The 26,382-nt window shown below is 72.7% G+C and carries 27 protein-coding genes, 1 pseudogene and 1 CRISPR repeat array; of the genes and pseudogenes, 11 read left to right on the top strand and 17 right to left on the bottom strand.

Translation table 11 applies throughout. The annotated features are described in order from the left end of the window. Positions 1-18: 18 nt before the first annotated feature. Positions 19-846 carry an ABC transporter permease gene (locus C5N14_RS14430; RefSeq protein ID WP_117668593.1) on the bottom strand — a complete coding sequence of 276 codons (828 nt, stop codon included), beginning with the start codon at positions 844-846 and terminating at the stop codon, positions 19-21. 17 nt (positions 847-863) lie between these two features. Beyond that, positions 864-2,234: an L-serine ammonia-lyase gene (locus tag C5N14_RS14425; RefSeq protein ID WP_117668592.1), complete on the bottom strand. Its 1,371-nt coding sequence runs from the start codon at positions 2,232-2,234 to the stop codon at positions 864-866. Positions 2,235-2,636: 402 nt separating this feature from the next. Here C5N14_RS14425 and C5N14_RS14420 point away from each other — a divergent pair, with 402 nt between their 5' ends. Continuing rightward, the gene (locus C5N14_RS14420; protein ID WP_117668591.1) at positions 2,637-2,843 is read left to right on the top strand and encodes a PspC domain-containing protein; all 207 of its coding nucleotides are present in this window, start codon (positions 2,637-2,639) and stop codon (positions 2,841-2,843) included. Positions 2,844-2,922: 79 nt separating this feature from the next. Here C5N14_RS14420 and C5N14_RS14415 read toward each other — a convergent pair whose 3' ends face one another. Continuing rightward, entirely contained in the window at positions 2,923-3,609 is a 687-nt protein-coding gene (locus tag C5N14_RS14415; protein WP_117668611.1) for a DUF4230 domain-containing protein, read from the bottom strand. 367 nt (positions 3,610-3,976) lie between these two features. Further along, positions 3,977-4,981: direct repeats of the CRISPR family, unit length 28 nt; unit sequence CTGCTCCCCGCGCACGCGGGGGTGATCC. A gap of 192 nt (positions 4,982-5,173) precedes the next feature. On the opposite strand from C5N14_RS14415, the pseudogene C5N14_RS14410 reads away from it, so the two are divergent. Beyond that, positions 5,174-5,335 (top strand): annotated as a pseudogene (locus C5N14_RS14410) (IS30 family transposase); the annotation flags it as partial. Between the two features lie 4 nt (positions 5,336-5,339). Continuing rightward, positions 5,340-5,642, top strand: a complete 303-nt coding sequence (locus tag C5N14_RS14405; protein ID WP_117668590.1) for a thioredoxin family protein — start codon at positions 5,340-5,342, stop codon at positions 5,640-5,642. Positions 5,643-5,715: 73 nt separating this feature from the next. On the opposite strand, the gene C5N14_RS14400 is transcribed toward C5N14_RS14405, so the two are convergent. Further along, positions 5,716-5,910: a DUF397 domain-containing protein gene (locus tag C5N14_RS14400; protein ID WP_117668589.1), complete on the bottom strand. Its 195-nt coding sequence runs from the start codon at positions 5,908-5,910 to the stop codon at positions 5,716-5,718. Continuing rightward, complete coding sequence (locus C5N14_RS14395) at positions 5,898-6,644, bottom strand: helix-turn-helix transcriptional regulator (protein ID WP_117668588.1); 747 nt, start codon at positions 6,642-6,644, stop codon at positions 5,898-5,900. The genes C5N14_RS14400 and C5N14_RS14395 overlap by 13 nt, the downstream gene beginning before the upstream one ends. A 415-nt stretch (positions 6,645-7,059) precedes the next feature. Here C5N14_RS14395 and C5N14_RS14390 point away from each other — a divergent pair, with 415 nt between their 5' ends. Next, a complete protein-coding gene (locus tag C5N14_RS14390; RefSeq protein WP_117668587.1) occupies positions 7,060-7,311 on the top strand; it encodes a flavin reductase in 252 nt (83 codons plus the stop codon). 302 nt (positions 7,312-7,613) lie between these two features. Beyond that, complete coding sequence (locus tag C5N14_RS14385; RefSeq protein ID WP_117668586.1) at positions 7,614-8,195, top strand: RICIN domain-containing protein; 582 nt, start codon at positions 7,614-7,616, stop codon at positions 8,193-8,195. 134 nt (positions 8,196-8,329) lie between these two features. Here C5N14_RS14385 and C5N14_RS14380 read toward each other — a convergent pair whose 3' ends face one another. The 6 genes from C5N14_RS14380 to pdxH form a co-directional block, all read right to left on the bottom strand. After that, positions 8,330-9,499 (bottom strand): acyl-CoA dehydrogenase family protein, encoded by a 1,170-nt coding sequence (locus C5N14_RS14380; protein WP_117668585.1) that lies wholly within the window; start codon positions 9,497-9,499, stop codon positions 8,330-8,332. Positions 9,500-9,544: 45 nt separating this feature from the next. After that, on the bottom strand, positions 9,545-9,850 hold the full coding sequence (locus C5N14_RS14375) for a type II toxin-antitoxin system VapB family antitoxin (protein WP_117668584.1): 306 nt from the start codon (positions 9,848-9,850) through the stop codon (positions 9,545-9,547). A 168-nt stretch (positions 9,851-10,018) separates the two neighbouring features. Continuing rightward, positions 10,019-10,621 (bottom strand): nitroreductase family protein, encoded by a 603-nt coding sequence (locus C5N14_RS14370; RefSeq protein WP_117668583.1) that lies wholly within the window; start codon positions 10,619-10,621, stop codon positions 10,019-10,021. A 23-nt stretch (positions 10,622-10,644) separates the two neighbouring features. After that, the gene (locus tag C5N14_RS14365) at positions 10,645-11,574 is read right to left on the bottom strand and encodes an aldose 1-epimerase family protein (protein ID WP_117668582.1); all 930 of its coding nucleotides are present in this window, start codon (positions 11,572-11,574) and stop codon (positions 10,645-10,647) included. Between the two features lie 18 nt (positions 11,575-11,592). Beyond that, positions 11,593-12,888 (bottom strand): MFS transporter, encoded by a 1,296-nt coding sequence (locus C5N14_RS14360; protein ID WP_117668581.1) that lies wholly within the window; start codon positions 12,886-12,888, stop codon positions 11,593-11,595. Continuing rightward, entirely contained in the window at positions 12,885-13,571 is a 687-nt protein-coding gene (pdxH, locus tag C5N14_RS14355; RefSeq protein ID WP_165878111.1) for a pyridoxamine 5'-phosphate oxidase, read from the bottom strand. The genes C5N14_RS14360 and pdxH overlap by 4 nt, the downstream gene beginning before the upstream one ends. A 245-nt stretch (positions 13,572-13,816) precedes the next feature. Between pdxH and C5N14_RS14350 the strand changes: the two genes are divergently transcribed. The 4 genes from C5N14_RS14350 to C5N14_RS14335 all read left to right on the top strand — a co-directional run bounded on the left by C5N14_RS14350 (position 13,817) and on the right by C5N14_RS14335 (position 18,730). Continuing rightward, positions 13,817-14,923, top strand: coding sequence for a citrate synthase 2 (locus tag C5N14_RS14350; RefSeq protein ID WP_117668579.1), 1,107 nt, complete (start codon positions 13,817-13,819; stop codon positions 14,921-14,923). A gap of 332 nt (positions 14,924-15,255) precedes the next feature. Beyond that, entirely contained in the window at positions 15,256-16,383 is a 1,128-nt protein-coding gene (serC, locus tag C5N14_RS14345; protein WP_117668578.1) for a phosphoserine transaminase, read from the top strand. Between the two features lie 186 nt (positions 16,384-16,569). After that, positions 16,570-17,658, top strand: a complete 1,089-nt coding sequence (gene sepH / locus C5N14_RS14340) for a septation protein SepH (protein ID WP_117668577.1) — start codon at positions 16,570-16,572, stop codon at positions 17,656-17,658. Positions 17,659-17,743: 85 nt separating this feature from the next. Then, on the top strand, positions 17,744-18,730 hold the full coding sequence (locus C5N14_RS14335) for an aldo/keto reductase (protein ID WP_117668610.1): 987 nt from the start codon (positions 17,744-17,746) through the stop codon (positions 18,728-18,730). 67 nt (positions 18,731-18,797) lie between these two features. Here the strand turns inward: C5N14_RS14335 and thpR are convergent, their stop codons facing one another. From thpR to C5N14_RS14310, 5 genes are all read right to left on the bottom strand, one after another. Then, the gene (thpR, locus tag C5N14_RS14330; RefSeq protein ID WP_117668576.1) at positions 18,798-19,376 is read right to left on the bottom strand and encodes an RNA 2',3'-cyclic phosphodiesterase; all 579 of its coding nucleotides are present in this window, start codon (positions 19,374-19,376) and stop codon (positions 18,798-18,800) included. Between the two features lie 13 nt (positions 19,377-19,389). After that, positions 19,390-19,899, bottom strand: a complete 510-nt coding sequence (locus tag C5N14_RS14325; protein ID WP_117668575.1) for a hypothetical protein — start codon at positions 19,897-19,899, stop codon at positions 19,390-19,392. Between the two features lie 124 nt (positions 19,900-20,023). Beyond that, positions 20,024-21,304 (bottom strand): MFS transporter, encoded by a 1,281-nt coding sequence (locus C5N14_RS14320; protein WP_117668574.1) that lies wholly within the window; start codon positions 21,302-21,304, stop codon positions 20,024-20,026. Positions 21,305-21,376: 72 nt separating this feature from the next. Continuing rightward, positions 21,377-21,826, bottom strand: coding sequence for a MarR family winged helix-turn-helix transcriptional regulator (locus C5N14_RS14315; protein WP_207892733.1), 450 nt, complete (start codon positions 21,824-21,826; stop codon positions 21,377-21,379). A 127-nt stretch (positions 21,827-21,953) separates the two neighbouring features. Next, on the bottom strand, positions 21,954-23,432 hold the full coding sequence (locus C5N14_RS14310) for an NCS2 family permease (protein ID WP_117668609.1): 1,479 nt from the start codon (positions 23,430-23,432) through the stop codon (positions 21,954-21,956). Between the two features lie 89 nt (positions 23,433-23,521). Between C5N14_RS14310 and C5N14_RS14305 the strand changes: the two genes are divergently transcribed. Then, positions 23,522-23,800, top strand: coding sequence for a DUF2530 domain-containing protein (locus C5N14_RS14305; protein ID WP_117668572.1), 279 nt, complete (start codon positions 23,522-23,524; stop codon positions 23,798-23,800). 10 nt (positions 23,801-23,810) lie between these two features. Here C5N14_RS14305 and C5N14_RS14300 read toward each other — a convergent pair whose 3' ends face one another. Next, a complete protein-coding gene (locus tag C5N14_RS14300; protein WP_371685842.1) occupies positions 23,811-24,740 on the bottom strand; it encodes a DUF3027 domain-containing protein in 930 nt (309 codons plus the stop codon). On the opposite strand from C5N14_RS14300, the gene C5N14_RS14295 reads away from it, so the two are divergent. Continuing rightward, positions 24,739-26,370: an MFS transporter gene (locus C5N14_RS14295; protein ID WP_117668570.1), complete on the top strand. Its 1,632-nt coding sequence runs from the start codon at positions 24,739-24,741 to the stop codon at positions 26,368-26,370. The two genes, C5N14_RS14300 and C5N14_RS14295, sit on opposite strands and share 2 nt — an antisense overlap. Positions 26,371-26,382 lie beyond the last annotated feature (12 nt).

Below are 26,382 nucleotides of genomic sequence, written 5' to 3'. Positions count from 1 at the left end.
GCTCCTCGATCGCCGTCATCACAGCTCCTTGAGCACGGCGGGTTCGAGCCGGCGGAACGCCCACCAGCCGGCCACCAGCACCAGCAGGCTCACCACGATCGTGGTGGCCAGCAGCCGGGCGTCGGGAAACTGGTCCGGGTACCAGACCGCGTGGTGTAGCTGGAAGATGCCGACCAGCGGATTCAGCTCGTACGCCGCCTTCACCCAGCCGGGCATGGTGGACTCCCGGACCAGGCTGAGCGGGTAGATGATCGGGGTGGCGTAGAACAGCAGCCGGATCACCAGCCGCATGAACCGCTCGATGTCGCGCATCAGCACGTTGAGCGCCGACAGCAGCAGCGCCAGCCCGACCAGCAGCACCGCCTGTACGGCGACGGCGAGCGGCAGGGCGAGCACCGACCAGCCGGGGTGCACCTCGCCGCGCGCCGCGTAGCCGGCGGCGATGGCGACCAGGATCGGCAGTCCGGCGGCGTACTCGGCGAACCGGCCGGTGATCCGGCCGATCGGGAAGACCTGACGCGGCACGTTCATCGTGGTGATCAGCCGGGCCTGCCCGGTCAGCGCGTTGGTCGCCTCGCTCAGCGCCGAACTGGTCCACATCCAGGCGAAGATGCCGGTGATCAGGAACAGCGGGTACGACGCAGCGGCCTGCCCGAGGTGCCGGCTGGTGGCGCCGGAGTAGAGCACCCCGAAGACGAACCAGTAGATCGCCCCCATGCCGAGCGGCTCGATCAGCGACCAGAAGTAGCCCAGCACCGACTGCTGGTACTTCACCGCCAGGTCGCGCCGGACGAGGATGCGCAGCGAGTTGCGGTGCGCCCACAGCGCCCCGACGCCAGACGTCACCCCGCCTCCTCGCCGGATCAGCACTCGATCACGTTGACGGCCAGGCCGCCTCGCGCCGTCTCCTTGTACTTGACCTTCATGTCGGCGCCGGTCTCGCGCATCGTCTTGATCACCTTGTCCAGCGAGACGGCGTGCACCCCGTCGCCGCGCAACGCGAGCCGGGCGGCAGTGATCGCCTTGATGCTAGCCACCGCGTTCCGCTCGATGCACGGGATCTGCACCAGGCCACCGACCGGGTCACAGGTGAGGCCGAGATTGTGCTCCATGCCGATCTCGGCCGCGTTCTCCACCTGCTCCGGAGTGCCGCCGAGGGCCTCGGCGAGCCCGGCCGCGGCCATCGAGCAGGCCGAGCCGACCTCGCCCTGGCAGCCCACCTCGGCCCCGGAGATCGAGGCGTTCTCCTTGAACAGCACGCCGATCGCCCCGGCCGCCAGCAGGAACCGGACCACGCCCTCGTCGGACGCCCCCGGCACGAACCGGGTGTAGTAGTGCAGCACCGCCGGGATGATCCCGGCCGCGCCGTTGGTCGGGGCGGTGACCACCCGGCCGCCGGCCGCGTTCTCCTCGTTGACCGCGAGCGCGAACAGCGTCACCCAGTCCAGCGCCCGCAGCGGGTCGGCGGCCCCGGTGTCCGCCTCCAGGCTGCGCCGCAGCTCCGCCGCGCGCCGCCGCACCTTCAGCCCGCCCGGCAGCACGCCGTCGCGCTCGCAGCCCCGCTCGACGCACTCCCGCATCACCCGCCAGATCTCCAGCAGCCCCGCCCGCACCTCGCCCTCGGTGCGCCAGGACCGCTCGTTGGCGAGCATCACCTCGCTGATCGACAGCCCGTTGCCGGCGCTGACCGTCAGCAGCTCCGCCCCGGTGAGGAACGGGTACCGGACCCGGGTGGTGTCGGGCACGATCCGGTCCGCCCCGGCCGCCGCCTCGTCGACCACGAACCCGCCGCCGACCGAGTAGTACGTCCGCTCCCGCAGCTCCGCCCCGGCGGCGTCGTACGCGACGAAGGTCATCCCGTTCGGGTGGTACGGCAGCGACCGGCGTCGGTGCAGCACCAGATCCCGGTCCGGGTCGAAGTCGATCTCCTGGACGCCGAGCAGGCCCAGCCGCCGCTCGGCCCGGATCCGCGCCACCCGGGGCCCGACGGTGTCCGTGTCGACCGCCTCCGGGGCCTCCCCCGCCAACCCGAGCAGCACCGCCCGGTCGCTGCCGTGGCCGTGGCCGGTGGCACCGAGCGAGCCGAACAGCTCGGCCCGCACCCGGGCCGTCGCGGAGAGCAGCCCGTCGGCCTTGAGCCCGGCGACGAACGTCCGGGCGGCGCGCATCGGACCCACGGTGTGCGAGCTGGAAGGCCCGATGCCCACGCTGAAGAGGTCGAAAACGCTGATCATGTGCACTTCCTCGCCCTTGTGCCCGCCGCACGGGCCCGGCCCGGTCGTGCCTTCCCGGTCGGGGCGGGCGACCACCACCGCCCGGATACGGACGGCCCGACCGGCGAGCCTACCCGCCCAGGTCAACCCCCCTCCATTCCCCGCACCCCGCCCCACCGCCGCGCCAAGAGCCGCGCCAAATTCACGGAATTAGTGGTGTCCGCGCCACCGCGAGGCCACTCTTTCTCTGAATTAGCGCGGTCCGGCGTGGGCGGGCGGGGTGGCGTCGCGGCGGGGCCGCCCGGGTAAGCACCTACGGGACAGAAGTCGCGGGATCCCCCTCGGGACGGAGGGCGGGGTGGTCGTCCGTTCCTACCGTGGATTGCAGAGGCGGCAGGCACGCCGCAGAGTGGGAGTACGACGATGAGTCGCAAACTGGTCCGGCCCCGCGAGGGGCGCATGCTCGCCGGGGTCTGCGTCGGCCTGGCGAACCGGTTCAACACCTCCGCCAACCTGGTCCGGCTGCTGTTCCTGCTGTCGCTGCTGCTGCCCGGCACCCAGGTGATCGTCTACCTGGTGCTGTGGGTGCTCATGCCGAACGAGGACCGCTACGCCGCCGCCCGCTACTGACCCGCCACCCACCATGCGCGGAAGCGCCCGCCCCGGACGGCCGGGGCGGGCGCTTCGTCGCTGACGGGGAGGGGGACCGTCAGGGCGCGGTGTAGGTGACGGTCACCTTCTCGTACCCGAGGGAGCGGAGCAGGCCCTCCAGCATCTTGCGGGTGTTCTCCTCGGCGCGGGCGGTCAGGCCGCTGTCCCGGGCGGCGGCGGTGATCCGGTCCTCGGCCAGCCTGTACACCTGCTGCTGGCGGTTCGGGTCGCCCTTGACCAGGTCGTTGATCCGGTTGAGCAGCCCCCGCTGCTGAGAGACGACGTAGCTCTTCTCCATGTCCAGGTTGGTCTGGGCGAGCTGCGGCGCGGGGAGCTTGACCTCGACGGACTTCCCGTCGGCCGACACGACGACCGCACCCTCGGCGATCTTGCCGAAGTCGACGTAGGCCTCGACGCTGCCCGCCCCCACGAAGAGGGTGCGCTCGTTGAGCAGGAACTCCGGGACGTTGTTCCGGTCGTTCTGGAGATCGACAACGACCTGGAAGTTGCCCTCGGCCGCGACGTAGCGGCTGAGATCCTGGATCGACTTCAGCAGCGGGGGCTGACTGCGGTCGGTCTGTTCCTTGGCGAAGGGGTTGCGGAAGTCCGGAAAGACCCCGGCCACCTGCGTGCCGAGCAGCACCACCACGGCCAGCGCCGCAGCGCCGAGCACCACGAGCAACCCCCGGGCGGGCCCGGAGGGGCCCCGCGGGGCGGGCCGGTCGACCTCACCGTCAGGGGACATCACGCTCACCATCCTCGATCGGACACATCGTTCTGCCGATGACGGTACGGCCCTCATGCGACACCCGCGAGGCGAGCATCCGGTCCGCCTGTGTCGCGTTCTGGACGGGCCTCTCCGCGCCATGCCGGGCCTGTGTCGTCGTACCAGGTCACCAGCCCGCCCCGGCGAGTGGTGGGCCAGCCGGAGCGCGGCGGGGGAGACTGGGACCTGTCCCGACGCCGGACACAGCTACCCGCCGGCCCCGATCCCGACCTACGCTGTGTCCGGCTCGCGAAACGCTCAGCTCATCGCCACCCGGGAGACGATCTTGCGCGGCAAAGTGAAGGAAAACCGGGGAGTTGATCTATAACGCCCCAGCTCAAGAAGTCTGCTCCCCGCGCACGCGGGGGTGATCCTGGGAAGGACCACCGCCGCCACCCGGGGGGACCCTGCTCCCCGCGCACGCGGGGGTGATCCGGCCAACCGCGCGGCCAGCCGCGCCTCCTGATCCTGCTCCCCGCGCACGCGGGGGTGATCCCGAGACTCCCAAGCACGGCCGGCGCAACCGTCGCTGCTCCCCGCGCACGCGGGGGTGATCCGCGGAACGGCTAGGAATTGTCAAAGCACCACGTCTGCTCCCCGCGCACGCGGGGGTGATCCCTAAGTTGACGCCATGGGGAGCTTGCAAGACCTCTGCTCCCCGCGCACGCGGGGGTGATCCACGAATACCGCCCGTCGGAGCGATTTCCTTGACCTGCTCCCCGCGCACGCGGGGGTGATCCCATCGTTGTTGCCGCCAACGCGGCGCGGTTCGCCTGCTCCCCGCGCACGCGGGGGTGATCCCCGGCGCGAGTCGGTGAGCCGCCCCGGGTTGGCCCTGCTCCCCGCGCACGCGGGGGTGATCCGGCGACCGCCGCCGAGTGGACCGCGCTGGGCGCCTGCTCCCCGCGCACGCGGGGGTGATCCGCGAGGCACGACCGCCCTGTGCGGGGTGGACCTCTGCTCCCCGCGCACGCGGGGGTGATCCCGCCTGCCCGAGATGCCCGGCCGTTGTCGTCTTCTGCTCCCCGCGCACGCGGGGGTGATCCTGTTTAAGCCGTGAGTGAGACTCGGAACGTGGACTGCTCCCCGCGCACGCGGGGGTGATCCCGACACCAAGGTTGGCGTGACCAACACGGTGGACTGCTCCCCGCGCACGCGGGGGTGATCCCGCTCGGGTGGGTGTAGGTGCGGCCGGTCATGCCTGCTCCCCGCGCACGCGGGGGTGATCCGCACGCACGCTCCGACGCGGCGGCACGAGGGCCCTGCTCCCAGCGCACGCGGGGGTGATCCCATCACCGAACTGGAGGCGGGGTTCCTGATCCTCTGCTCCCCGCGCACGCGGGGGTGATCCGGTGGTGGCGGCTCGGTGGCCGGGGGTGCAGAACTGCTCCCTCGCGCTTGCGGTGGGGGTAATCCGGGTTGGATCTCGCCCCGGCCGGAGGGGATCTACTCCCCGCGCAGGCGGGGTCATCGGGTGTCGCGGTCCTTGTTGCCTGTGCCGGCCGGCTGCTTCCCGCGCAATTGCCCAGCTCGGCGAGGGCCGTACTTCCCCGAGGGGACAGACCTGTCGATACACACGCGCGACGACCTGGACGCCGTCGCCGCCGAACTCAACAGCAGACCACGCAAAGCCCTGGGCTGGGAGACCCCAGCCAGCGGACATCTCGCCTTCTCGAAGCCCCCGCCTGAGACCGAGGCATCATGAGCGTGTGAACATCGAGCTGTTCTACTTTGCCGGCTGCCCGAACTGGCACCTCGCAAAAGAACGCCTCAGGGAAGCCCTCACGGTCGTGGGCCGCCTCGACCTGCAAGTGGGTCTCCGCCCCGTCGAGACGGACGAGCAGGCTCGGAAACTGGGGTTCCCCGGGTCACCCACAATCCGCATCAACGGCCGCGACCCCTTCCCCACGGCAGACGACGTCGGCTCCCTGAGCTGCCGGGTCTACAGCACACCAGAAGGTCTCGCGGGTTCGCCCACCCTCGACCAGCTCGTCCAAGCCCTCACTCAGTAGATCCCACAACAGACAGGTGTTGCGACGACCCTCGGAATCCACCCAGGGACGGGCGCTTCGTGCCTGCGACGGGTCAGGCCCGATTGGCGACGTGTGCGACGAAGGCGCGCCACGCGACCGGCACGAACGTGAGAGCCGGGCCAGTCACATCCTTTGAGTCCCGTACGCCGACGACGCCGGGAAGGTTGTCGGCGACCTCCACACACGCGCCGCCGTTGGAGCTGCTACGGGTGGACTTCCGCCACCGCGCGCCGGTCAGGTCATCCATGCTCTCGCCCTCAGCAGGTCGATGGTCTGGTCTCGCGGCAACGAGACCGATCTGACGGTATCCCAAACCGCCCAGAGTGGAGCAATGTCATTCGTGACGCGGCCGGCGGCCTGGTCATCGAGGTAGCCGACATCCTCTCCGTCCGGGGTGCTCGCGATGATGAACGGCCCAGCTTGGCCCGGGTGTAGGCCAGCGCGCAGCGGTAGCACGTGCACCATGACGTTGGGCCGCTGTGCCATGGTCACGAGGTGGTCGAGTTGTGCGTCCATCACGTCGGGGTGACCACGTAGAAGCGCCGCCTCGTCGATCACGAAGATCGCCAGCGGGGGACGCGGCCGGTCGAACACCACAGCCTGCCGCCGGAGGCGGGACTCGACGTGGTCGTCCACATCAGCCACGAGTGGACCACTCGCGAGGACGCCCCGGGCGTATGCCTCCGTCTGGAGAAGCCCTGGAAGAACGGCAGATTCATACCAGCGCAGGCCGACCGCCTCGCGTTCGATGTCGGTCCACGGGCGGAACCAGGCCGGTTCCTTTCGTCGCATTACGTCCGGCCACAGCTCCAATACGTCCTTGCCGAGAAGTTGCGCGACCTTGGCGCGGTGTCTCGTCTGCGGAATCCGTCCGTGGCTCGCCCACTTGGCTGCGGTCTTCGGGTCCACGCCTATCTCGGCCGCGAGGCTGTCGGCCGTGTGGCCCGTCTCCGCCATCGCGGCCTTCACGGCCCCATTCATCCCTTGTTCTCCCTAACGTTCCGAACGTCCGGAGGTCATAGTGCAACGCAGTGTGTTCGGTCCGCAACAGTCAGCAGGGTAATGGTGGGACGACGCGATCGGTGGAGGGGTGACCCCGGCGGGCGCGTTCGTCGAGGGGGCCGCCCGGTCCCTCCCTGCGCGTGGCGACCGGGCGGCCCCCTCTCCAATCTCGACGGAGAGGCGAAGTCATGTCGCACCCAGGAAAACGGCACCGGTCCCGGCGCGGCCGACACTGCGTGTGCCAGGTCTGCCGGGCGCACCGGGCGGCGGAGCCGGAGCCCACGCCGGCCGATCCGAAGCCCGCGCCGAGGCCGGCCCCGCCACCCCGGGACCCGGTCCCGTACGACCCGCCACTGATCGGCCCGATGATTCCTCCGCACCGGGGCCCGCGCTGATGTCCCGCGCCGCCCGCCCGCACCTGCCGGTCCGCCCGATCTGGCTGTGCCGGGTCTGCGGCCACCCGTGGCCCTGCGGCATGGCGCGACTGTCGCTGCTGACCGAGTATCGGGGCAACCGCACGGCCCTGCTGATCTACCTGGCCACCCTGAAGGTGGAGGCCGCCACCCAGCTCGCGGCGTTGACGCCCGGCGCGCCGCCCACCGACCTTACCGACCGGTTCCTGTCCTGGGCGCGCGCTCGGGGGTGACGCCGCCCGGGGGCGTCCCTATGGGTTCGCCCGGCGGAGACGGGCGCGGTTGGGCGTGGGGATGGCAGGGGTTCTTGTCGCGGGGCATGGCATAAGGACGTCGTAGCGGCGTCGGGCGAGGAAGCTGAGGGCACATTGCGGCGTTTGCCTTCGGCTCTTGCGTCGTAGTAGCCGGGTGGCGGTCAAGAACCGCTTCCCATTCTTCGCGGAGTCGTCTTCACGACAGCCCACGACTCCAAATATCGACGCATGTCACACTCCCTTCGTCCAGCATCTCCGCCACACACCCGTAGGGAGAGAGAATGATCCGTTCCGTCGTCAAGATATCCACCGCACTGGTCGCCATCATGGTGGCCGCCCTCGCCCCACCCGCGATGGCGAGGCCGTCTCAGCCCGCCGGTGCCGTACCCGCCCCGAAAAGCGATGTCTCCAGCCAGTCGACCAGCCCGATCGGCCCGTACTTCCTGATCAGCTCGCACAGCGCGAAGTGCCTGACCCCGGCCGGCGGCGTCACGTCCAACAACGCCATCCTGGTGCAGTACAACTGTGACGCCGACCTGTCACGCCGCTGGGTGCTCGTGGACGTGACCGGCACGAGCGTCTACCAGATCATCAACGTGCTCGGCGGAAAGTGCCTGACCCCCGAGGGGGGCGGCACCGCAGTCGACCTGAAGATCGTGCAATACAACTGTGACACGAACCCGGCACGCCGATGGACGTTCGTGGACGTAACCGGTAACCGGGAATACCAAATCCGCAACGTCCACAGCGGACTCTGCCTCACCATCACCGGTGCCAGCACGTCGAACAATGCCGAAATGCTGCAATTCCCCTGCAACACCACGCCCCCCCACAACGAGCGCTGGTACCTCGCCTTCCCGTAGGGCGGCCGACCATTCCTCCGACTGCCTCGGCCGTGCGACAGTGGGTCGGGGCAGTCCGCGCGGAACAGGCCCGGTCACTCGTCCGCCGCGGTACGCGCACCGCAGGTGCGCCGGCCGGGCGACGGGCGCGGCGGTCAGGCGAACGCGGAGAGCCCGGTGAGCCGCTGCCCGATGACGAGCTGGTGGATCTCCGAGGTGCCCTCGTAGGTGAGCACGCTCTCCAGATTGTTCGCGTGCCGCATGACCGGGTACTCGCCGGAGACCCCGTTCGCGCCGAGGATGGTGCGGCACTGCCGGGCGATGGCCAGCGCCTCCCGGACGTTGTTCAGCTTCCCCACGCTGACCTGCTCGGGGCGCAGCCTCCCGGCGTCGGCGAGCCGCCCCAGGTGCAGCGCCAGCAGGACACCCTTCTGCCACTCGACCGCCATGTCGGCGAGCTTGGCCTGGGTGAGCTGGAACCCGGCCAGCGGCCGGCCGAACTGGGTGCGGGTGGTCGCGTACGACAGGGCCGTCTCCAGGCAGTCGCGGGCCGCGCCGAGCGCGCCCCAGACGATGCCGTGCCGGGCCTCGGTGAGGCAGCTCAGCGGGGCCTTGAGCCCGGCGGCCCCGGGCAGCAGGGCGTCCGCCGGGAGCCGGACGTCGGCCAGGGCGATCTCGCCGGTCACGGAGGCGCGCAGCGACATCTTGCGCCGGATCTCGCGCACCGACACCCCGGGTATGTCCATCGGTACGGCGAAACCGCGCACTCCCTCGTCCGCGCGGGCCCAGATCACCGCGACGTCGGCGACCGGCGCGTTGGTGATCCACATCTTGCCGCCGTGCAGCACCCAGTCGTCGCCGTCGCGGCGGGCCCGGGTGGCCATCGACGCCGGGTCGGAGCCGTGGTCGGGCTCGGTCAGCCCGAAACACCCGATCGCCTCGCCCGCGGCCATCGCCGGCAGCCAGCGCCGCTTCTGCTCGTCGCTGCCGTAGCGCCAGATCGCGTACATGGCCAGCGAGCCCTGCACGGAGACCAGCGACCGGACGCCGGAGTCGCCGGCCTCCAGTTCCAGGCAGGCCAGCCCGTACGCGACGGCCGACGAGCCGGCGCAGCCGTACCCGGTCAGGTGCATGCCGAGCAGGCCGAGCCTGCCGAACTCGCGGGCCAGTTCCCGGACCGGCACGTGGCCCTGTTCGTACCAGTCGGCGACCTGCGGGCGGACCCGGTCGTCGACGAGCCGGCGCACGACGGCCCGGATCTGCCGCTCCTCGTCGTCGAGGAGGGAGTCCAGGTCCAGCAGGTCGAACGGCGAGACGGGGCTCATGGCTGCCACCCTAACGACCCCTCAGGCGCGCGCCGCCGACGCCCGTCAGTCGGCCTGGCCGGAGAGCACCAGCACCCGGGCGTGGATCTGGTTGCGCTGCTGGAGGGCGGCGCGCAACGCGCGGTGCAGCCCGTCCTCCAGGTACAGCCCGCCGTTCCACTGCACCACGTGCGGGAACAGGTCGCCGTAGAAGGTCGAGTCCTCGGCGAGCAGCTTGTCCAGCGCCAGCTCACGCTTGGTGGTGATCAACTGGTCCAGTCGCAGCGGGCGCGGCGGGATCTCCGCCCACTGCTTGAGCGTCAGATTGTGCTCCGGGTAGGGACGCCCGTCCCGGACCGCTCTGAAGATCACGACGGCACGCTCTCCTCCCCTGACCGGGCCGACCCACCCGCACGGGGTCGCATCACGGTGTGGCGCCGCGCGACGCGGCACCGATGACCGTGCCAGCGTAGCCGCCCGATGCACACCGCGTTTTACTCCCTCATGTCGCATTCGCCGCCGCCGGACCCGGCGGACCGGTCAGCTCCAGCGGCCCCGGCGGACCACCTCGTCGACCGGGCGACGTCCCCGGCGCAGGGACGGCGACCGGTGGTCCGGCGCCCGATAGCCGACGGTGAGCGCCCCGATCGGCTGGTACTCCTCCGGCACCCCGAACGCCTGCCGGTACGCGGCGGTGCGCTGCGGCGAGATGCCGAAGAAGCACGCGCCCAACCCCTCGTCCACTGCGGTGAGCAGCATCAGCAGGGCGGCGAAGCCGGCGTCGACGTGCCAGTACGGCACCGGCCACCGCTCGGTCGACCGGTCCGCCCACCCCTTGTCCGGCTCGGCGTACCGCTCCAGATAGGCCGAACGGTTGGCGTGCGGCACGACGATCAGCGGCGCCCGCCGCATCCCGGCCAGCCACCGTTCCCGCCCGCCGCCGTCCGGGGTGGTCGCCGCCCAGAACCGCTCCCGGTCCTCCGGCGTCTCCAGCACCAGGAACCCCCAGCCCTGGGCGAACCCGGCCGACGGGGCCCGGACCGCGTGGTCGAGCAGCCGCTCCACCACCTCGGGCGGGACCGGGCGGTCCGGGTCGTAGTTGCGCACCATCCGGCGCCGCCGGACGACCTCGGCGAACTCCATGCCGCTCCCTCGCGCCCGGCCGGTCAGGCCCCGGGGCGGATGCCCCAGGCGCCCCGCCAGGTGTCCCCCGGCTCCAGCGTGATCACGTCCTTGCCCGAGCGGAACGCGTCCGGCGGGCAGGTCATCGGCTCGACGGCCACCGAGCGCCGGTGCCGCTCCCCGCTGAGGGTGTCCCCGGTGAAGACCTGCCACCAGCCGAACTCCCGGTCCGCCCAGATCCGCACCGTGGCGGCGTCGTCCGGGGCGGCCAGGGTCACCGAGGAGCCGCCGTCGGCGTCCCGGACCACCTCGCCGAACGTCGCGTCGAGCACCGCCTCGCCGATCCGCCGCGGGCTGGTGTAGTCGTACTCGGTGCCGGCGACCGGCGTCGCCCCGACCGGCAACAGCCGCCCGTCCAGCAGCACCCGGGTCCGTCCGGGCACCCTGAGCGAGATGTCGTCGACCGCCACCCCGGGCAGCCGCAGGTAAGGGTGCGTCGAGAAGCCGAACGGGCAGGGCCCGTCGCCGACGTTGGTCACCTCGTGCTCGACGAGCAGACCGTCCGGGCCCACGGCGTACCGGGTGCGCAACCGCAGCCCCCACGGGTAGCCGGGTTGCGGCGGCAGGTCGTAGCCGACCGTCACCGCGTCGTCGGCCTGCGCGACCAGGTGCCACCGCACCCAGTTGACCAGGCCGTGGATGGCGTTGTGCCGGGTCGGCTCGGTCAGCGTGAGCTGCAGGGACCGCTCCCCGAAGGAGTACTGCCCGTCGCGGATCCGGTTCGGCCACGGGGCCAGCACCTGCCCGGCCCCGCCGGGGCAGACCTCGTCGAGGGCGTACCCGTCGAGGTAGTCGACCCCGTCGTGCCGATAGGTCCGCAGGCCACCGCCCACCTCCACGATGACGGCCTCGTGGCCGGCGGCGGAAATGGTCCACTGTGCGCCTGACGGCGGGGGGGTCGCGGCGTTCTGCATGCCGGTGACCTTAGTCGTTCACTCCTGCGTACGCGGTGTGGCGGCCCGGTAGCGGAGCAGGGCCGGGAAGACCGCCACCAGCAGCACCGCCAGCGCCGCCGCGGCCAGGCCGCCGCCGACCCAGGCGACGCCGGTGCCGAACCCGGCGGCCGTCGCCCCCGCGCGCAGGTCGCCGAGGCGGGGCCCGCCCGCGACGACCACCGTGTTCACGCCCTGGAGCCGGCCGCGCATCCGGTCCGGCGCGTGCACCAGCAGCATCGTCTGCCGCAGCACCGCGCTGATCAGGTCGGCCGCGCCGGCCAGGGCGAGCAGCCCGACCACCAGCCAGAGCTGGCGGGCCAGCCCGGCGGCGGCGATGGCCACCCCCCAGCCGACCACGGCGAGGACCAGCGCCAGCCCCTGCCGGCGGAGCCGGCCGATCCAGCCGGAGGTCAGCCCGCCGAGCATCGAGCCGATGGCGATCGCGCTGTAGAGCCAGCCGACCGCCGCGCCGCCGCCGAACCGTTCCTGGGCCACCTGGGGGAAGAGTGCCCGGGGCATCGCCAGCACCATCGCGATCAGGTCGATGACGAAGGAGAGCAGCAGCACCGGGGTCGCGGCCAGGTAGCGGAAGCCGTCCACGATGCTGGCCAGCCCCGCCCGGCGCGGCGCGGCGGAGCCGTCCGGGTCGGGCTCCGGGGGCAGCGCCGGCAGCCGGAAGGTGGCCCACAGCGAGACGGTGAAGAGCAGGGCGTCCACCGCGTACGCCACCGGCAGGCCGAGGCCGGTGCCCCCGGCGGCGAAGATCAGGCCGGCGACCAGCGGCCCGAAGACCGAGGTGGCGGTGTGGGTGGTGAAGTTGAGCGTGCTGGCCGCCGCCACCAGCTCCGTCGGCACCAGCCGGGGCAGGATCGCGCTGCGGGTCGGCGAGGTGACCGCGAACGCGGTGGACTGCACCGCCACCAGGGCCAGCAGCAGCACCGGGCTGCCCACCCGCAGCAGGGCCTGGACCAGCAGCGCGAGCGTCGACGCCCAGAGCAGCGCCCCGCCGACGAGCAGCACCCGGCGGCGGTCCAGGACGTCGGCGACCGCCCCGCCCCACAGCCCGAAGACCAGCAGCGGCAGGAACCCGGCGATGCCGAGCAGGCCGACCCAGAACGAGCCGCCGGTCAGCGCGTACATCTCCACCGGAACCGCGACCGCGGTGAACTGGAAGCCGAACATGGCCACGCCGTTGCCGAGCCACACCCGCCGGTACGCGGGCACGCCGAGGGGCCGCAGGTCGATCGCCCAGCGGCGCGCCCCGCGCGGCCGGGTCTCCTTGACGGCGGTCACGGGGCCAGCCGCTCCACCACCCAGCCCCCGTCGCCGGCCGTCCCCGGGGCGGGTCCGGTGCGGCGGAACCGCAGCCGGTCGTGCAGCCGGCTGGACCGGCCCTGCCAGAACTCGACCGTCGTCGGGCGCACCCGCAGCCCGCCCCAGTACGGCGGGGTGGGGATCGGCTCCACCCCGGCGAAGCGCTCGGCCGCCGCCCGGTGGCCGGCGTCCAGCGCGGCCCGGTCGGGGATCAGCCGGGACTGGGCGCTGGCCCAGGCGCCGAGCTGGGAGCCGCGCGGCCGGCTGGCGAAGTACGCCTCGGTCTCGGCCCGGTCCACCGGCTCGATCTGCCCGGCGACCACCACCTGCCGCTGCATCCCGAACCACGGGAAGACCAGGCTGGCGTACGGGTTGGCCAGCGCCTCGACGCCCTTGCGGGAGCCGTGGTTGGTGAAGAGGACGAAGCCCGCCGCGTCGTACCGCTTGAGCAGGACGGTGCGCCCGCTGGGCCGGCCCGCGGCGTCGGCGGTGCCGAGCACCATGGCGTTCGGCTCGGGCAGCCGGGCGGCCACCGCGTCGGCGAACCAGCGGGCGAACTGGCTGTGCCAGTCGGCCGCCAGGTCCGCCTCGGAAAGGCCCAGGTCGGCGGCGTACTCGTTACGCATCCCCGCCGGCCCGGGTGTGTCACCCGTCACAGTCAGTCTCCCCCTCGCCGGGCCGTCCGCATCCGCACCCCAGGCCAGCCCGCACCGCCAAGTCTCACCGAGGCCGACCGGATGTCCACCGGCGGGGATGAGGCGTGCAGCACAGTCGCACTGGGTCGCGCAGTCGGTTACTCAGCAGGCAAGATGTCACGAACACGTCCCTGAGGATCGCCTAAGGCGCTCGACCGGCCGGGCCGGATGAGCCCGGGCGGGCGCATCGAGCAGATCCAGGAGAGAACGACATGGCCGACTTCAAACCCGGGCTGGAAGGCGTCGTAGCCTTCGAGACCCAGATCGCCGAGCCGGACAGGGCTGGGGGCTCGCTGCGCTATCGCGGCGTGGACATCGAGGATCTGATCGGCCAGGTCTCCTTCGGCAACGTCTGGGCGCTGCTGGTCGACGGGCGCTTCGGGCCGGGGCTGCCGCCGGCCGAGCCGTTCCCGGTGCCGGTGCACTCCGGCGACATCCGGGTCGACGTGCAGTCCGCCGTCGCCATGCTCGCCCCGTACTGGGGGCTCAGCCAGCTACTGGACATCTCCGACGAGCAGGCCCGCGAGGACCTGGCGCGGGTCTCGGTGACCGCGCTCTCCTTCGTCGCCCAGTCCGCCCGCGGCCTGGGCCTGCCAGCCGTGCCGCAGAAGGAAATCGACAAGGCCGAGACGATCGTCGAGCGCTTCATGAAGCGCTGGCGCGGCGAGCCCGACCCGCGGCACGTCAAGGCCGTGGACGCGTACTTCATCTCGGCCGCCGAGCACGGCCTGAACGCCTCCACGTTCACCGCCCGGATCGTCGCCTCCACCGGCGCGGACGCCGCGGCCTGCATCTCCTCCGGCATCGGCGCCCTCTCCGGCCCGCTGCACGGCGGCGCCCCCTCCCGGGTGCTCTCCATGCTGGAGGCCGTCGAGCGCAGCGGTGACGCCGAGGGGTACGTCAAGGGCGTCCTGGACCGGGGCGAGCGGCTGATGGGCTTCGGCCACCGGGTCTACCGGGCCGAGGACCCGCGCGCCCGGGTGCTCCGCCGCACCGCCAAGGAGCTGGGCGCGCCGCGCTTCGAGATCGCCGAGGCGCTGGAGAAGGCCGCCCTGGCCGAGCTCCAGGCCCGCCGCCCGGACCGGGTGCTCGCCACCAACGTCGAGTTCTGGTCGGCCGTGGTGCTGGACTTCGCCGAGGTGCCGGCGCACATGTTCACCTCGATGTTCACCTGCGCCCGAATGGGCGGCTGGAGCGCGCACATCCTGGAGCAGAAGCGGCTCCAGCGGCTGGTCCGCCCGTCGGCCACCTACGTCGGCCCGGGCACCCGCAAGCCGCAGGAGGTCGAGGGCTGGGACGCCATCCCGCACGGCGTCTGAGCCGGGCGTCCCCCGACGCCCGCCACCACCTGGGTGCGCGACGCCCGTCCAGCCCGTCAGCGCCAACCACGGAAGGGGCCCCGCCGGTCGGCGGGGCCCCTCCGCGTGTCCGGGGGCGGGCCGGCCGGTCGACCACGCCGATGTGTCACACGCCTCAGCCCAGGCGGCGGGACCACGGGGTCTCCGGGGCGGCCCGGGTGCGAGGATGGGGGCTCGGCAGTGCCGCCGGACCAGGCTCGGATCCCGACCGCCCGTGCGCCCGCGCACGCGGCCGGCGGTCCGCTCCCGCCCACCAGACCGGCCCCCGCCCATGCGGAAGGATCTCGACAACCGTGGCTGACGCACCGACCATCCGGATTCCCGACGACATCAAGCCCGCCGACGGGCGGTTCGGCTGCGGGCCGTCCAAGGTCCGTCCGGCGGCCGTCTCCGCCCTCGCCGACGCGGCGACCGGCTTCCTGGGTACCTCGCACCGGCAGAAGACCGTCCGGGACCAGGTCGCCCGGCTGCGGCGCGGCATCGCCGAGTTCTACTCCCTGCCGGAGGGCTACGAGGTCGTCCTCGGCAACGGCGGCACCACGGCGTTCTGGGAGGTCGCGGCATTCGGCCTGATCCGGGACCGGGCCCAGTTCGCCAGCTTCGGCGAGTTCGGCGCGAAGTTCGCCAAGTCGGTCAGCCAGGCGCCGTTCCTCGGCGAGCCGACCGTGCGCAAGTCGGAGCCGGGCAGCGCCCCGACGCTGGTCGCCGAGGCCGGGGTGGACGCGTACGGCCTCCCGCAGAACGAGACGTCGACCGGCGTCGCGGTGCCGGTCAGCCGGGTGGCCGGTGCCGACGAGGGTGCGCTGCTGCTGGTCGACGCCACCTCCGCCGCCGGCGGCCTGGCCGTCGACGTCACCGAGACCGACGTCTACTACTTCGCCCCGCAGAAGTGCTTCGCCTCCGACGGCGGCCTCTGGCTGGCCCTGATGTCGCCGGCCGCGCTGGAGCGGGCAGGCGAGATCAAGGCGTCGGGCCGGTACATTCCGGCGTTCCTCGACCTGGTCACCGCGATCGACAACTCGCGGCTGGAGCAGACGTACAACACCCCGGCCCTGGCCACCATTTTCCTGGCCGCCGAGCAGACCGACTGGATGAACGAGCAGGGCGGGCTGGCCTGGGCGGCCAAGCGCACGGCCGAGAGCGCCGGCATCGTGTACGGCTGGGCCGAGCGCTCGGCCGTGGCGACCCCGTTCGTCACCGACCCGGCGCTGCGCTCCAACGTGGTCGCCACCGTCGACTTCGCCGACGGGGTGGACGCGACGGCGATCGCCAGGGCGCTGCGGGCCAACGGGATCGTCGACACCGAGCCGTACCGGAAGCTGGGCCGCAACCAGCTCCGCATCGCGCTCTACCCGGCGGTCGAGCCGGCCGACGTGGAGGCGCTGACCGCCTCGATCGACTACGTCGTCGAGCGACTCTAGGCATCGTCACGCTGGGTGGTCGCCGGAACGCCAGCGGCCACCCAGTGTGATCATCTTCGCAGCTCATCCACGACATGCGGGTGTCGGATCCCCCACCTGGTGGCGGATGGGCGTACCGTGGTGCGAGACGCCCGGGTGGCCGACTCGTGGCGTGCGGCCAGCGAAGCGGGACGGAGGCAAACGCTCATGCGCCCAGTACGCTTCGTCGCCCTCTCCGAGGACGGCCAGGCTCTGGTGCTCGCCGACGAGGTCGGGCGCCTGCTCGCCCTGCCCATCGACGAGCGCATCGCCGGCGCCCTGCACGCCGAGCCGGGCGCGCCACCGCTCGCCGTGGTGCCGTCCTCCGCCGACCTGGTGCCGTCGCTGTCCCCGCGCGACATCCAGGCCAAGATCCGCTCCGGCGAGTCCGCCGAGGACGTGGCCCGCATCGCCGGCGTCCCGGTCGACCGGGTGCTGCGCTACGCCGGCCCCGTGCTCCAGGAGCGGGCGATGCTCGCCCAACATGCCCGGCGCAGCCGCCTGAAGGGCGCCGACAAGCCGACCCCGCTGGCCGACGTGGTCAACGGCCGGTTGGCCCAGCACGGTATCGACACCGAGAAGATCTCCTGGGACGCGTACCGCCGCGACGACGGCACCTGGCGGATCATCGCAACCTGGCCGTCCGGCAAGGCCACCGCCCAGGCGGTGTGGGACCTCGACAAGACCCGGCAGCACGTCACCCCGCACGACGACATGGCGCAGTACCTGTGCGCCGAGCGCCCCACCCCGATCCTCGGGCAGGAGCCGGCGCCGGAGCGGGGCGGCCACGCGCTGCCCGGCCCGTCGCGCGCCGAGCCGGGCCGAGGCGGGCACGGGCTGCCCGCGGCGGCCGGCGAACACGGCCGCCCGGGGCGGGACCCGATCCGCGCGGGGCGGGACGCCCTGCTCGCCTCGCTGGACCGCCCGCTCGGCTCGACGTCCGGGCGCAGCCTGGAGCCGCGCACGCCGGCGGCGCTGGCCGGGCCCGAGGCACCCCGGCAGCGGCCGGTCGGCGGCGGGGCAGCGGCCCTGCTCGGCGGCGGCCAGGGCTCGGCGTTCGACGACGACTCCGACGCCCCGAAGGAGATCCCGGCCGTGCCCTCGCTGGCGGTGCTCCGGCCGCGCCGCACGGGCGCCGCCGCCGCGGCGGCCGGCGGGACCGAGGCGACCGACTCCTCCGGCAAGCCACGCAAGCGGCTGCCGAGCTGGGACGACGTCCTGTTCGGCAGCGGCCCGGCGGCCCGCGAGTCCTCCTGACCCACCCGTTCGCCGGGCGGCGTGCCCCGCACCCGCCCGGCCAACGGCGAGGCACTCGAAGTGCCACCGTGGCAGGGTGGGCGGCATGGAGTACACGAACCTGGGACGCACCGGTCTGTCGGTGAGCCGGCTCTGCCTCGGCACCATGAACTTCGGGCCGCAGACCAGCGAGCCGGACAGCTTCGCCATCATGGACCGGGCGCTGGAACACGGCATCAACTTCTTCGACACCGCCAACGTGTACGGCTGGCAGACCGGCGAGGGGATCACCGAGCAGATCATCGGCCGCTGGCTCGCCCAGGGCGACGGCCGGCGGGAGAAGGTCGTCCTGGCCACCAAGGTCTACGGCAAGATGGGCGAGTGGCCCAACGAGCAGGGCCTGTCGGCCCGGCACATCGTACGGGCCTGCGAGGACTCGCTGCGCCGGCTCCAGACCGACGTCATCGACCTGTACCAGATGCACCACGTCTCCCGGGCCACCCCGTGGGAGGAGATCTGGCAGGCGATGGAGACCCTGGTCGCCCAGGGCAGGGTCGTCTACGTCGGATCGTCCAACTTCGCCGGTTGGCACATCGGCCAGGCGCAGGCGGCGGCGGACCGGCGCCACTTCCTCGGCCTCGTCTCCGAACAGTCGATCTACAACCTGCTGACCCGCCACGTCGAGTTGGAGGTGATCCCGGCCGCCCAGCATTACGGCCTCGGCATCATCCCCTGGTCGCCGCTGCACGGCGGGCTGCTGTCCGGCGTGCTGCGCAAGATGGCCGAGGGCGGGGCCGCCCGGGGCACCAGCGGCCGGGCCGCCGAGGGCCTGGCGGAGCACCGGCCGGCGATCGAGGCGTACGAGAAGTTCTGCGCCGACCTGGGCCACGACCCGGCGGACGTGGCGCTCGGCTGGCTGCTCTCCCGGCCAGGGGTGACCGCCCCGATCATCGGGCCGCGCACCCTCGACCAGCTCGACCGGTCGCTGGGCGCGCTCGACGTGCGGCTCGACGAGGCGGCGCTGGCCCGGCTCGACGAGTTGTTCCCGCCGGTGGGCAGGGGCGGCCCGGGCCCGGAGGCCTGGGCCTGGTGACCACCCGCTGACCGGCGACGTGGGGCGGCGTGCCCCGCCGCCCCGTCGCCGGCAGGGCGCGGGGCACCTAGATCGGCCAGGCGGCCAGCCGGTCGTGTGTCGGTCGGGGGCCCTGGTGACTGCGGACCAGCACCAGCTCGGTGGCCGGCCACGGCGGCCCCAGGTAGTCGTGCAGGGCCTCCCGGTCGGCGGCCACGTCGGCGCCGTCGACCCGGTCGCCGGGCCGGGCGATGGTCAGGTGCGGGCGGAACGGCTTCTCGTCGTGCGGCAGCCGGCCCCGGCGCAGCCCGATCCGGACCAGCCGGGCCAGGACGCCGAGCGCGTCGACCTCGCCGCGCACGTCCACCCAGAGCACCGTGAACCGGCCCTGGCCGAAGCTGCCCCCGCCGCCGAGCCGTAGCACCGGTGAGCCGGCCCGGCCGCCCCGGAACGTCTCGGCGGCGATGCCGAGCGCGCTCTCCACGTCGGTCAGCCGGCCCGCGTCCACCTCACCGAGGAAGGCGAGGGTGAGGTGCGCGTCGGCGGGGTCGGCCAGCCGGACATCGGTGCCGGACGTCGCCATCCGGCCGATCCGCAGCCGGGCCACCTGCGCGGTCAGGTCGGCGACCGCCGCAGCCGGCGGGTAGACCGCGACGAACAACCGCATCCTGGTACGCCGTTCAGTGGTGCCGCTGGCGGTGCGGGGCGCGGGCGGCCGGCAGGGTCAGCCCGGCGGCGTGCAGCATCCCCTCGACCCGGACCCGCTCGATCTGCCGATCGACGCCCTCCAGCTCGCCCAGGTGCTCGGTGAGCCCCAGGCACCGGCAGGCCGCCCGCAGGTGCTCGTCGTACGCGTCGACCACCGCGGCGTGCCAGACCACGGCCCGGCCACCCGGGTTGACCCGGTGCTGCGCGAAGCGGCGCAGGCCGGCGGCGATCTCCTGGAGGGACCGGCGGTCGGCCCGGTCGAACTCGGTGAGGTCGATGTCCCGGGTGAGCGAGTCGGCCTCGACGGCCCGGTCCAGCCGGGCGATGGTGCGGCGTTCCCGGCGGCGTTCACGCCACTCGGCGTACCCGCAGACGACCCGGTCGATGATCTCGTCGGCGCAGAAGAGCAGCGCGAAGGCGGCCGGCAGACTCGCGACAGCAAGGATCGCCAGGGCAAGGGGCACTGCGCGGCCTACCTCCACGCATCGACGCTAAGCCCCCGCGCTCCGGACCGCTACCGGAATCTTGACATCCAGGCCCGTCGATTTTTTCCCGCCCGCCGGAAGGCCCCCGGCCCGCCCGAGGCGGCCGAAAGGGGACCTTCCGTCACTCCGGGGAGACGACGTAGAAGCGGGGCATCGGGAGCATCCGCAGGCGCAGCCGGGCACCCGAGCGGCGTAGCTGCCAGACGAGCGCCAGCAGCGCGGTGGCCAGCGAGATCAGCCCGCCGATCCAGATGCTCGCCCCGGCGCCGAAGGTCTCGGCCACCCACCCGATCAGCGGGGCGCCGACCGGGTTGGTGCCGAGGAAGACGAACACCCACAGCGCCATGACCCGGCCCCGGAACGCGGCGTCGGTGCCGAGCTGAACCCGCTGGTTGGCGGCCTGCGCGAAGAACACCATGAAGAACCCGGCGGGCAGCAGCAGCGTCACCACCAGCCAGTACGCCGGGGCGAGCCCGACCAGGGTGCCGAAGACGGCACAGCCGACCGCCGCGCCGAGCACCACCCAGACCGAGGGGCGGCTGCGCCGCCCGGTTCCAGCCAGCGCACCGACCAGCGCGCCGACGGCCAGGGCGGTGCTGAACAGGCCGAACGAGGCGGCCCCGGTCTTGAACACGGTCTTGGCCAGCGCGGCCAGGGTGAGCTGGAAGTTGAACAGGCTCATCCCGATCACCGACATCACCGCCATCGGCAGCAGCAGGTCGGGGCGGCGGGCGACGTACCGCAGCCCGTCGACCACCCGGGCGGAGTCCCGCTCGCCGACCGGCAGCAGGTCCTTGCGGTACAGCTCGGCGGGGCGCATCCGGACCACGTTGGCCAGCGGGGCCAGCGAGCTGACCGCGGTGAACAGGAACACCGGGCCGACGTCCACGACGGCGATGGCCAGGCCGGCCACGGCCGGGCCGACGATCCGGGCCGAGTTGAACACGGCGGAGTTGAGCGACAACGCGTTGGGCAGCAGCGGGGTGCCGACGAGTTCGGAGACGAACGCCTGCCGCACCGGGGTCTCCACCGCGTTCGAGACGCCGAGCAGGGCGGCGAAGACGAAGACGTGCCAGAGTTCCACCAGGCCGGTGAACACCAGCAGGCTCATCCCGAACGCCAGCACCGTCCAGAACACGTTCGCGACGAACAGCAGCAGGCGCTTGTCGTACCGGTCGGCGAGCCGCCCGGAGATCAGGGTGAGCAGCAGCACCGGGGCGAACTGGAGTGCGGTGACGACACCGAGCGCGGTGGCGGAGTCGTCCGAGAGCTGAAGGACGAGCCAGTCCTGGGCGATGAACATCATCCAGACGCCGATCAGTTTGATCAGCTGCCCGGACGCGAAGAGCCGGTAGTTACGGACCTGCAGTGACTGGAACATCGTGCTCAGCTTGGCCTGCACCCTGAAAGCGCCTCCCTCGGTCGTACGCGTCATCGACGGCGGACGGCGCGGGCGCGGTGGCGCGGGACGAGGTCAGGCGCGGGCGAGCTGCTGAAGGATCTCGGCGGCCTGCCGCAGCGTCTCCCGGTCGGACTCGGTGAGCTCGGCCAGCCGGTGGGCCAGCCACTCGTTACGGGCCCGCTCGAACTGTTCGAGCACGGCCCGTCCCCCCTCGGTCGCCGAGAGGATGACCTGTCGACCGTCGGTCGGGTGGGGAGTGCGCCGCACGAGGCCGCGCTCCTCCAACTTTCCGACGATCTTGGTCATCGTCGGCGGTTGCACCCGTTCGACGTCGGCCAGTTCCCTGGGCGTCAGTGCGCCCGCCAGCCGGAGGCTGGTGAGCGCGCTGAGCTGGGTGACCGTCAGGTCGCCCACCGGGCGGGCCTGTCGGACCCGTCGGTTGAGCCGGGTGATCGCATCACGCAACTGGGGGGCCAGCTGCGCCGGTGGCACGCGTTTCGCCGTCACCGTCCGCTCCGTCACGTTAGTTAGCCTAGCTAATAAGCCTGGCTAAGGACATCCGATATGACCATGCTCACCAGGGAGTTCATGTCCGAAGGGCCGGGGTGCCCGATTCGGATGCCCCGGCCCGGCCGACCACGACGGGTCGTCAGAGCACGGCGGACTCGATCGGCCCGCGCAGGAAGTACAGCACGAATAGCGCGGCCACCCCGTACAGCAGGGGGTGGACCTCCCGGGCCTTACCCTTCGCCAGCTTGAGCACGACGAAGGAGATGACGCCCGCGCCGATGCCGTTGGAGATCGAGTACGTGAACGGCATCAGGGCGATGGTGAGGAACGCCGGGATGGCGATCTCGTAGTCGGTCCAGTCGATGGTCCGCACCGCGGTCATCATCAGGAAGCCGACCACCACCAGCGCCGTGGACGCCGCCTCGAACGGCACCACCAGGGACAGCGGCGCGAGGAACATCGCGAGCAGGAACAGTCCGCCGGTGACCAGGTTGGCCACGCCGGTCCGGGCGCCCTCCGCCACACCGGCGGCACTCTCGATGTACGACGTGTTGCTGGAGACGCTCGCCGCGCCACCCGCCGCCGCGGCGATCGAGTCGACCAGCAGGATCTCCTTGGCCCGCGGCGGGGTGCCCCGCTCGTCGAGCATGTCCCCCTCCTGGCCGATCGCGACCATGGTGCCCATGGTGTCGAAGAAGTCCGTGATCAGCAGGGTGAAGACGAACATCAGCGGGACCAGCCAGCCGACCCGGCTCCAGGAGTTCAGCACGTTGAAGTTGCCCAGCAACGACAGGTCGGGGACATCCACGATCTTGTTCGGCAGCTCCGGCACGTTCAGGGACCAGCCGTGCGGGTTGGGCTTGCCGTTGACGAAGGACGGGCCGACCTTGGCCACCGCCTCCACGATGATCGCCAGCACGGTCGTGGCGAGGATCCCGATCAGGATCGCGCCCCGGACTCGGCGGACCACCAGCACCAGGGTGATCAGCAGGCCCACCACGAAGACCGCCATCGGCCAGCTAACGATCTTGCCGTTGATGCCGAGCCCGACCGGGACGGTGGTGTTCGCCACGTCCGGGATCCGACGGACGAAGCCGGCGTCGACCAGGCCGATGATGGTCAGGAAGAGGCCGATGCCGACGCCGATCGCGGTCTTCAGCTGGGTGGGCACCGAGCGGAACACCGCCGTACGCAGGCCGGTGAGCACCAGGATCGCGATGAGCACACCCTCGATCACCACCAGGCCCATCGCGTCGGCCCAGGTCATCTGCGGGGCGATCTCGTACGCGACCAGCGCGTTCACGCCCAGGCCGGCGGCCAGCGCGATCGGGAACCGGCCGACGACCCCCATCAGGATGGTCATCAGGCCGGCGACCAGCGCGGTGGCGGCGGCCAGCGCGGGGATGGCCAGCTTCTTGCCGTCGCCGTCGACGGCGCCGCCGAGGATCAGCGGGTTGAGCACCACGATGTACGCCATCGTGAAGAAGGTCGCCAGACCACCACGGACCTCACGGCTCGGCGTCGAGCCCCGAGCGGTGATCTCGAAGAACCGGTCGAAACCGTTACGGGGGTGGCCGGGATCGGGTGCATTGCTCTTGTACGGCGGCGCAATCGCCATCAGGTCCTCGCAGGTGATCTTCCGTGTGTCGCGCGCATCGTCGCAGATCACCGGCCACCTGCAAAAGTTGATCGCGTACGCTTGCCCCCGTGCGACAGGAGCAACCGCCGCGACCCGAGCCGCTCGACCCGCCGATGGTGCCGTTCGCGGTCGCCGGGCTGGCGGTCTGGGCGGTGGCCGGTCTGGTGCTGCTGATCTTCTTCCGGAACTGGCTCACCGAGCACGGCCGTCAGGACTGGCTCTGGACCTGCCTGGCCGGATTCCTCTGGGGCTTTCCCGGTCTCGCGGTGATGATGCGCCACGACGCCAACCGGCGTCGCCGCCGTGCGACGGCTCAGGCCGTCCGGCCGGAGGACGCCGGCCGCTGACGCCGACCGGTCAGGGGTGGCCGTACGGCTCGGCCGGCTCCGCCGCCTCCACCGAGCCCGGGGCCCGGCTCACCGACATCGCCTCGACCGCGCTGTCGTCGTACACCGTTGGCAGTTCGTCGACCGGGCTGTCGGGCGTCTCGACCAGGGTCTCCGAGTGCGCGCCGCAGCCGTGGTCGGCGCTGACCACCCGGCCGTCGTCCGGGGCGTAGAAGTTGCCGCACGCGCCGAAGACCTGCCGCAGCGCGCCGGCCAGCGGCAGGTAGAAGCCGCAGGTGCCGCAGCGGGCGGCGGCCGGGGCGGCCGTGGAGATCGGCGCGGCGGGCCCGTGGTCGCCGTCGTACCAGCGCTGGGCGGCCTCGGCGCGTCCCTCGCGGGAGAGCACCCGGGGCCGGCCGAGGCCGAACTCCCAGGCGGTCTCGTCGACGGCCGGGTCGTCGGAGAGCACGTACCCAGGAACGAGCCGCTCGTCGTCCGGCGGAGTGGGCAGCAGGTCGCCGGGGCCGAGGTCGCCCGGCTTGAGCCGCTCCTGCCACGGCAGCCAGCCGGGGGCGAGCAGCGCATCCGGGCCGGGCAGCAGGACCGTCTCGCAGATGGTGACCTTGCGGCTGCGCGGCACCCGGGTCACCGTCACCGCCCACCGCCAGCCCCGGTAACCGGGCAGCCGGCACTCGAAGTAGTGGGTGACGAGCCGGTCGGCCTCGGCGACGGCCTGGAGGTGATCGCCGATGTCGGAGGGCTCCACCTCGGTGATTGCGTCGCGGGCCACCTCGACGGCGGCGGCGCAGACCTGGTCGAGGCGGGCGGCACGGGCGGAGGCGGGCCTGGTCACCCGACCATTGTCCCCCATGCGCGGCAACGACCGACAGGCACTCCCCGGAGCGTGTTCTCCGGTGGTGGTGGCGCGGGGGTGGGGTGCATGGGCGAGGATGGTGCACATGCCGTTGTTCTCCCGCTCCGAGCGGTCCCTACTCGGGCGGACCGTCGGCACCGGCATCCGCGCCGTCCGCCTGCTCCTGCGCGGCTCCGCGCGGGGCGGGCGCTGGATGACCCGCCGGGCCGGCTCGGCCCGGACCAGGGGCGCCGGCGGCGAGGTCGGCATGGTGCGCCTGTTCGACCTGCACGCGGTCTCCTGCGCGGGGGACACCCTGATCGCGATCGGGCTCGCCGGCACGATCTTCTTCGAGGTGCCGCTGGGCGAGGCGCGCAGCAAGGTGGCGCTGTACCTGCTGGTCACGATGGTGCCGTTCGCCATGCTCGCGCCGGTGGTCGGCCCGCTGCTGGACCACTTCCGGCACGGCCGGCGGTACGCGCTCGCCGCCACCATGCTCGGCCGGGCCTTCCTCGCCTGGATGATCTCCGACCACATGAACGGCTTCGGCCTCTACCCGGCGGCCTTCGGGGTGCTCGCACTCTCCCGGGCGTACGGGGTGGCCCGCTCGGCGGCGGTGCCCCGGCTGCTGCCGGAGGGGCTCGGGCTGTCCCAGGTGGGCGCGCGGGCCAGCGTCTACGGCACCGTGGCCGGCGGGCTGGTCGCCCCGATCGGGCTGGCCGCGTTCTGGTTCGGCCCGCAGTGGCCGCTCCGGGTCGCCTCGGTGATCTTCCTGGTCGGCATGGTGATCGCGCTGCGGCTGCCGCCCCGGGCGGACTCGGACCCACCCGAGCGCGTCCCCCGCCCGCTGCGCTCGCTCGGCCGGCGGGCCGCCGGGGACCGCCCGCTGGGGCGCGGTCGCCCGGCCGGCCGACTCGTCATCGCCACCCTGATCGGCGCGGCCCTGCCCCGCGCGGTGTACGGCTTCCTGCTGCTCTTCCTCGCGTTCGCGCTGAAGAAGGGCGACCTGACCACCGACTTCTTCGGCCGGAACCTGGGCGCGGAGGTGGCGCTCGGCCTGGTCGGCGGGGCGCTCGCGGTGGGCACCTTCCTGGCCACGGCGGTCGGCACCCGGCTGCGCATCCACCGACCCACCGCGATCCAGTCCAGCAGCATGGTCATCGTGGCCGGCACGGCCGTCCTGGCCACCATCCAGTTCTCGCTGCCGATGGTGGCCCTGCTCTGCCTGGTCGCCGCGCTGGCCAGCGGGGTGTCGAAGCTGGCGGTCGACGCCTCCATCCAGGAGCGCATCCCGGAGCGGCTGCGGGCCAGTTCGTTCGCCCACTCCGAGACGGCGCTGATGCTGGCCTTCGTGGCCGGCGGCGGCCTCGGCCTGGTCCCGTTCGACGGGCGACTCGGCATCGCCGTCGCCGCCGGGGTCGGCGTGCTCGCCGCCGCCCGGGGCGCGTACGTCGCCGGGAAGCTGCGCGACGAGCGGCTGGTCGGCCGCCCGCTCGGCGACGACGAGCTGGCCGAGGAGGCGACTCCGGACCCGCCCGACGCCGACGACACGGCGGCGGGCGTAGCCCCGACCTCACCCGCCCCGGCCCGGGGTCCCGACGCCGATCCGGCCGACGACCCGGCCCTGGCTCCACCCGGGTACCACATCTACCGGCCCTCCTCCGCCGTCGCCGGCTCCGGCGGCCCGGGCGGGGCCGACGACGAGACCCGCCGGGAGCCCCGGGGCCCGGTGTCGTGACCGGCTCGACCG

This window comes from Micromonospora sp. MW-13, from assembly GCF_003434305.1.
Lineage (GTDB): Bacteria > Actinomycetota > Actinomycetes > Mycobacteriales > Micromonosporaceae > Micromonospora.
Note: the sequence above shows the minus strand (reverse complement) of the source record. Positions and strands in the feature narration are given on the sequence as shown.

Excerpts from the sequence above, each read along its gene's own strand:
- C5N14_RS14425 (WP_117668592.1), bottom strand. The coding sequence starts at position 2,234 with ATGATCAGCGTTTTCGACCTCTTCAGCGTGGGCATCGGGCCTTCCAGC.
- C5N14_RS14380 (WP_117668585.1), bottom strand. The coding sequence starts at position 9,499 with ATGAGCCCCGTCTCGCCGTTCGACCTGCTGGACCTGGACTCCCTCCTC.
- C5N14_RS14310 (WP_117668609.1), bottom strand. The coding sequence starts at position 23,432 with ATGGCGATTGCGCCGCCGTACAAGAGCAATGCACCCGATCCCGGCCAC.
- C5N14_RS14295 (WP_117668570.1), top strand. The coding sequence starts at position 24,739 with ATGCCGTTGTTCTCCCGCTCCGAGCGGTCCCTACTCGGGCGGACCGTC.
- C5N14_RS14395 (WP_117668588.1), bottom strand. The coding sequence starts at position 6,644 with ATGAATGGGGCCGTGAAGGCCGCGATGGCGGAGACGGGCCACACGGCC.
- C5N14_RS14420 (WP_117668591.1), top strand. The coding sequence starts at position 2,637 with ATGAGTCGCAAACTGGTCCGGCCCCGCGAGGGGCGCATGCTCGCCGGG.
- C5N14_RS14365 (WP_117668582.1), bottom strand. The coding sequence starts at position 11,574 with ATGCAGAACGCCGCGACCCCCCCGCCGTCAGGCGCACAGTGGACCATT.
- C5N14_RS14390 (WP_117668587.1), top strand. The coding sequence starts at position 7,060 with ATGTCCCGCGCCGCCCGCCCGCACCTGCCGGTCCGCCCGATCTGGCTG.
- C5N14_RS14385 (WP_117668586.1), top strand. The coding sequence starts at position 7,614 with ATGATCCGTTCCGTCGTCAAGATATCCACCGCACTGGTCGCCATCATG.
- C5N14_RS14335 (WP_117668610.1), top strand. The coding sequence starts at position 17,744 with ATGGAGTACACGAACCTGGGACGCACCGGTCTGTCGGTGAGCCGGCTC.
- C5N14_RS14350 (WP_117668579.1), top strand. The coding sequence starts at position 13,817 with ATGGCCGACTTCAAACCCGGGCTGGAAGGCGTCGTAGCCTTCGAGACC.
- C5N14_RS14300 (WP_371685842.1), bottom strand. The coding sequence starts at position 24,740 with ATGTGCACCATCCTCGCCCATGCACCCCACCCCCGCGCCACCACCACC.
- sepH (WP_117668577.1), top strand. The coding sequence starts at position 16,570 with ATGCGCCCAGTACGCTTCGTCGCCCTCTCCGAGGACGGCCAGGCTCTG.
- C5N14_RS14370 (WP_117668583.1), bottom strand. The coding sequence starts at position 10,621 with ATGGAGTTCGCCGAGGTCGTCCGGCGGCGCCGGATGGTGCGCAACTAC.
- C5N14_RS14400 (WP_117668589.1), bottom strand. The coding sequence starts at position 5,910 with ATGGATGACCTGACCGGCGCGCGGTGGCGGAAGTCCACCCGTAGCAGC.
- thpR (WP_117668576.1), bottom strand. The coding sequence starts at position 19,376 with ATGCGGTTGTTCGTCGCGGTCTACCCGCCGGCTGCGGCGGTCGCCGAC.
- C5N14_RS14415 (WP_117668611.1), bottom strand. The coding sequence starts at position 3,609 with ATGTCCCCTGACGGTGAGGTCGACCGGCCCGCCCCGCGGGGCCCCTCC.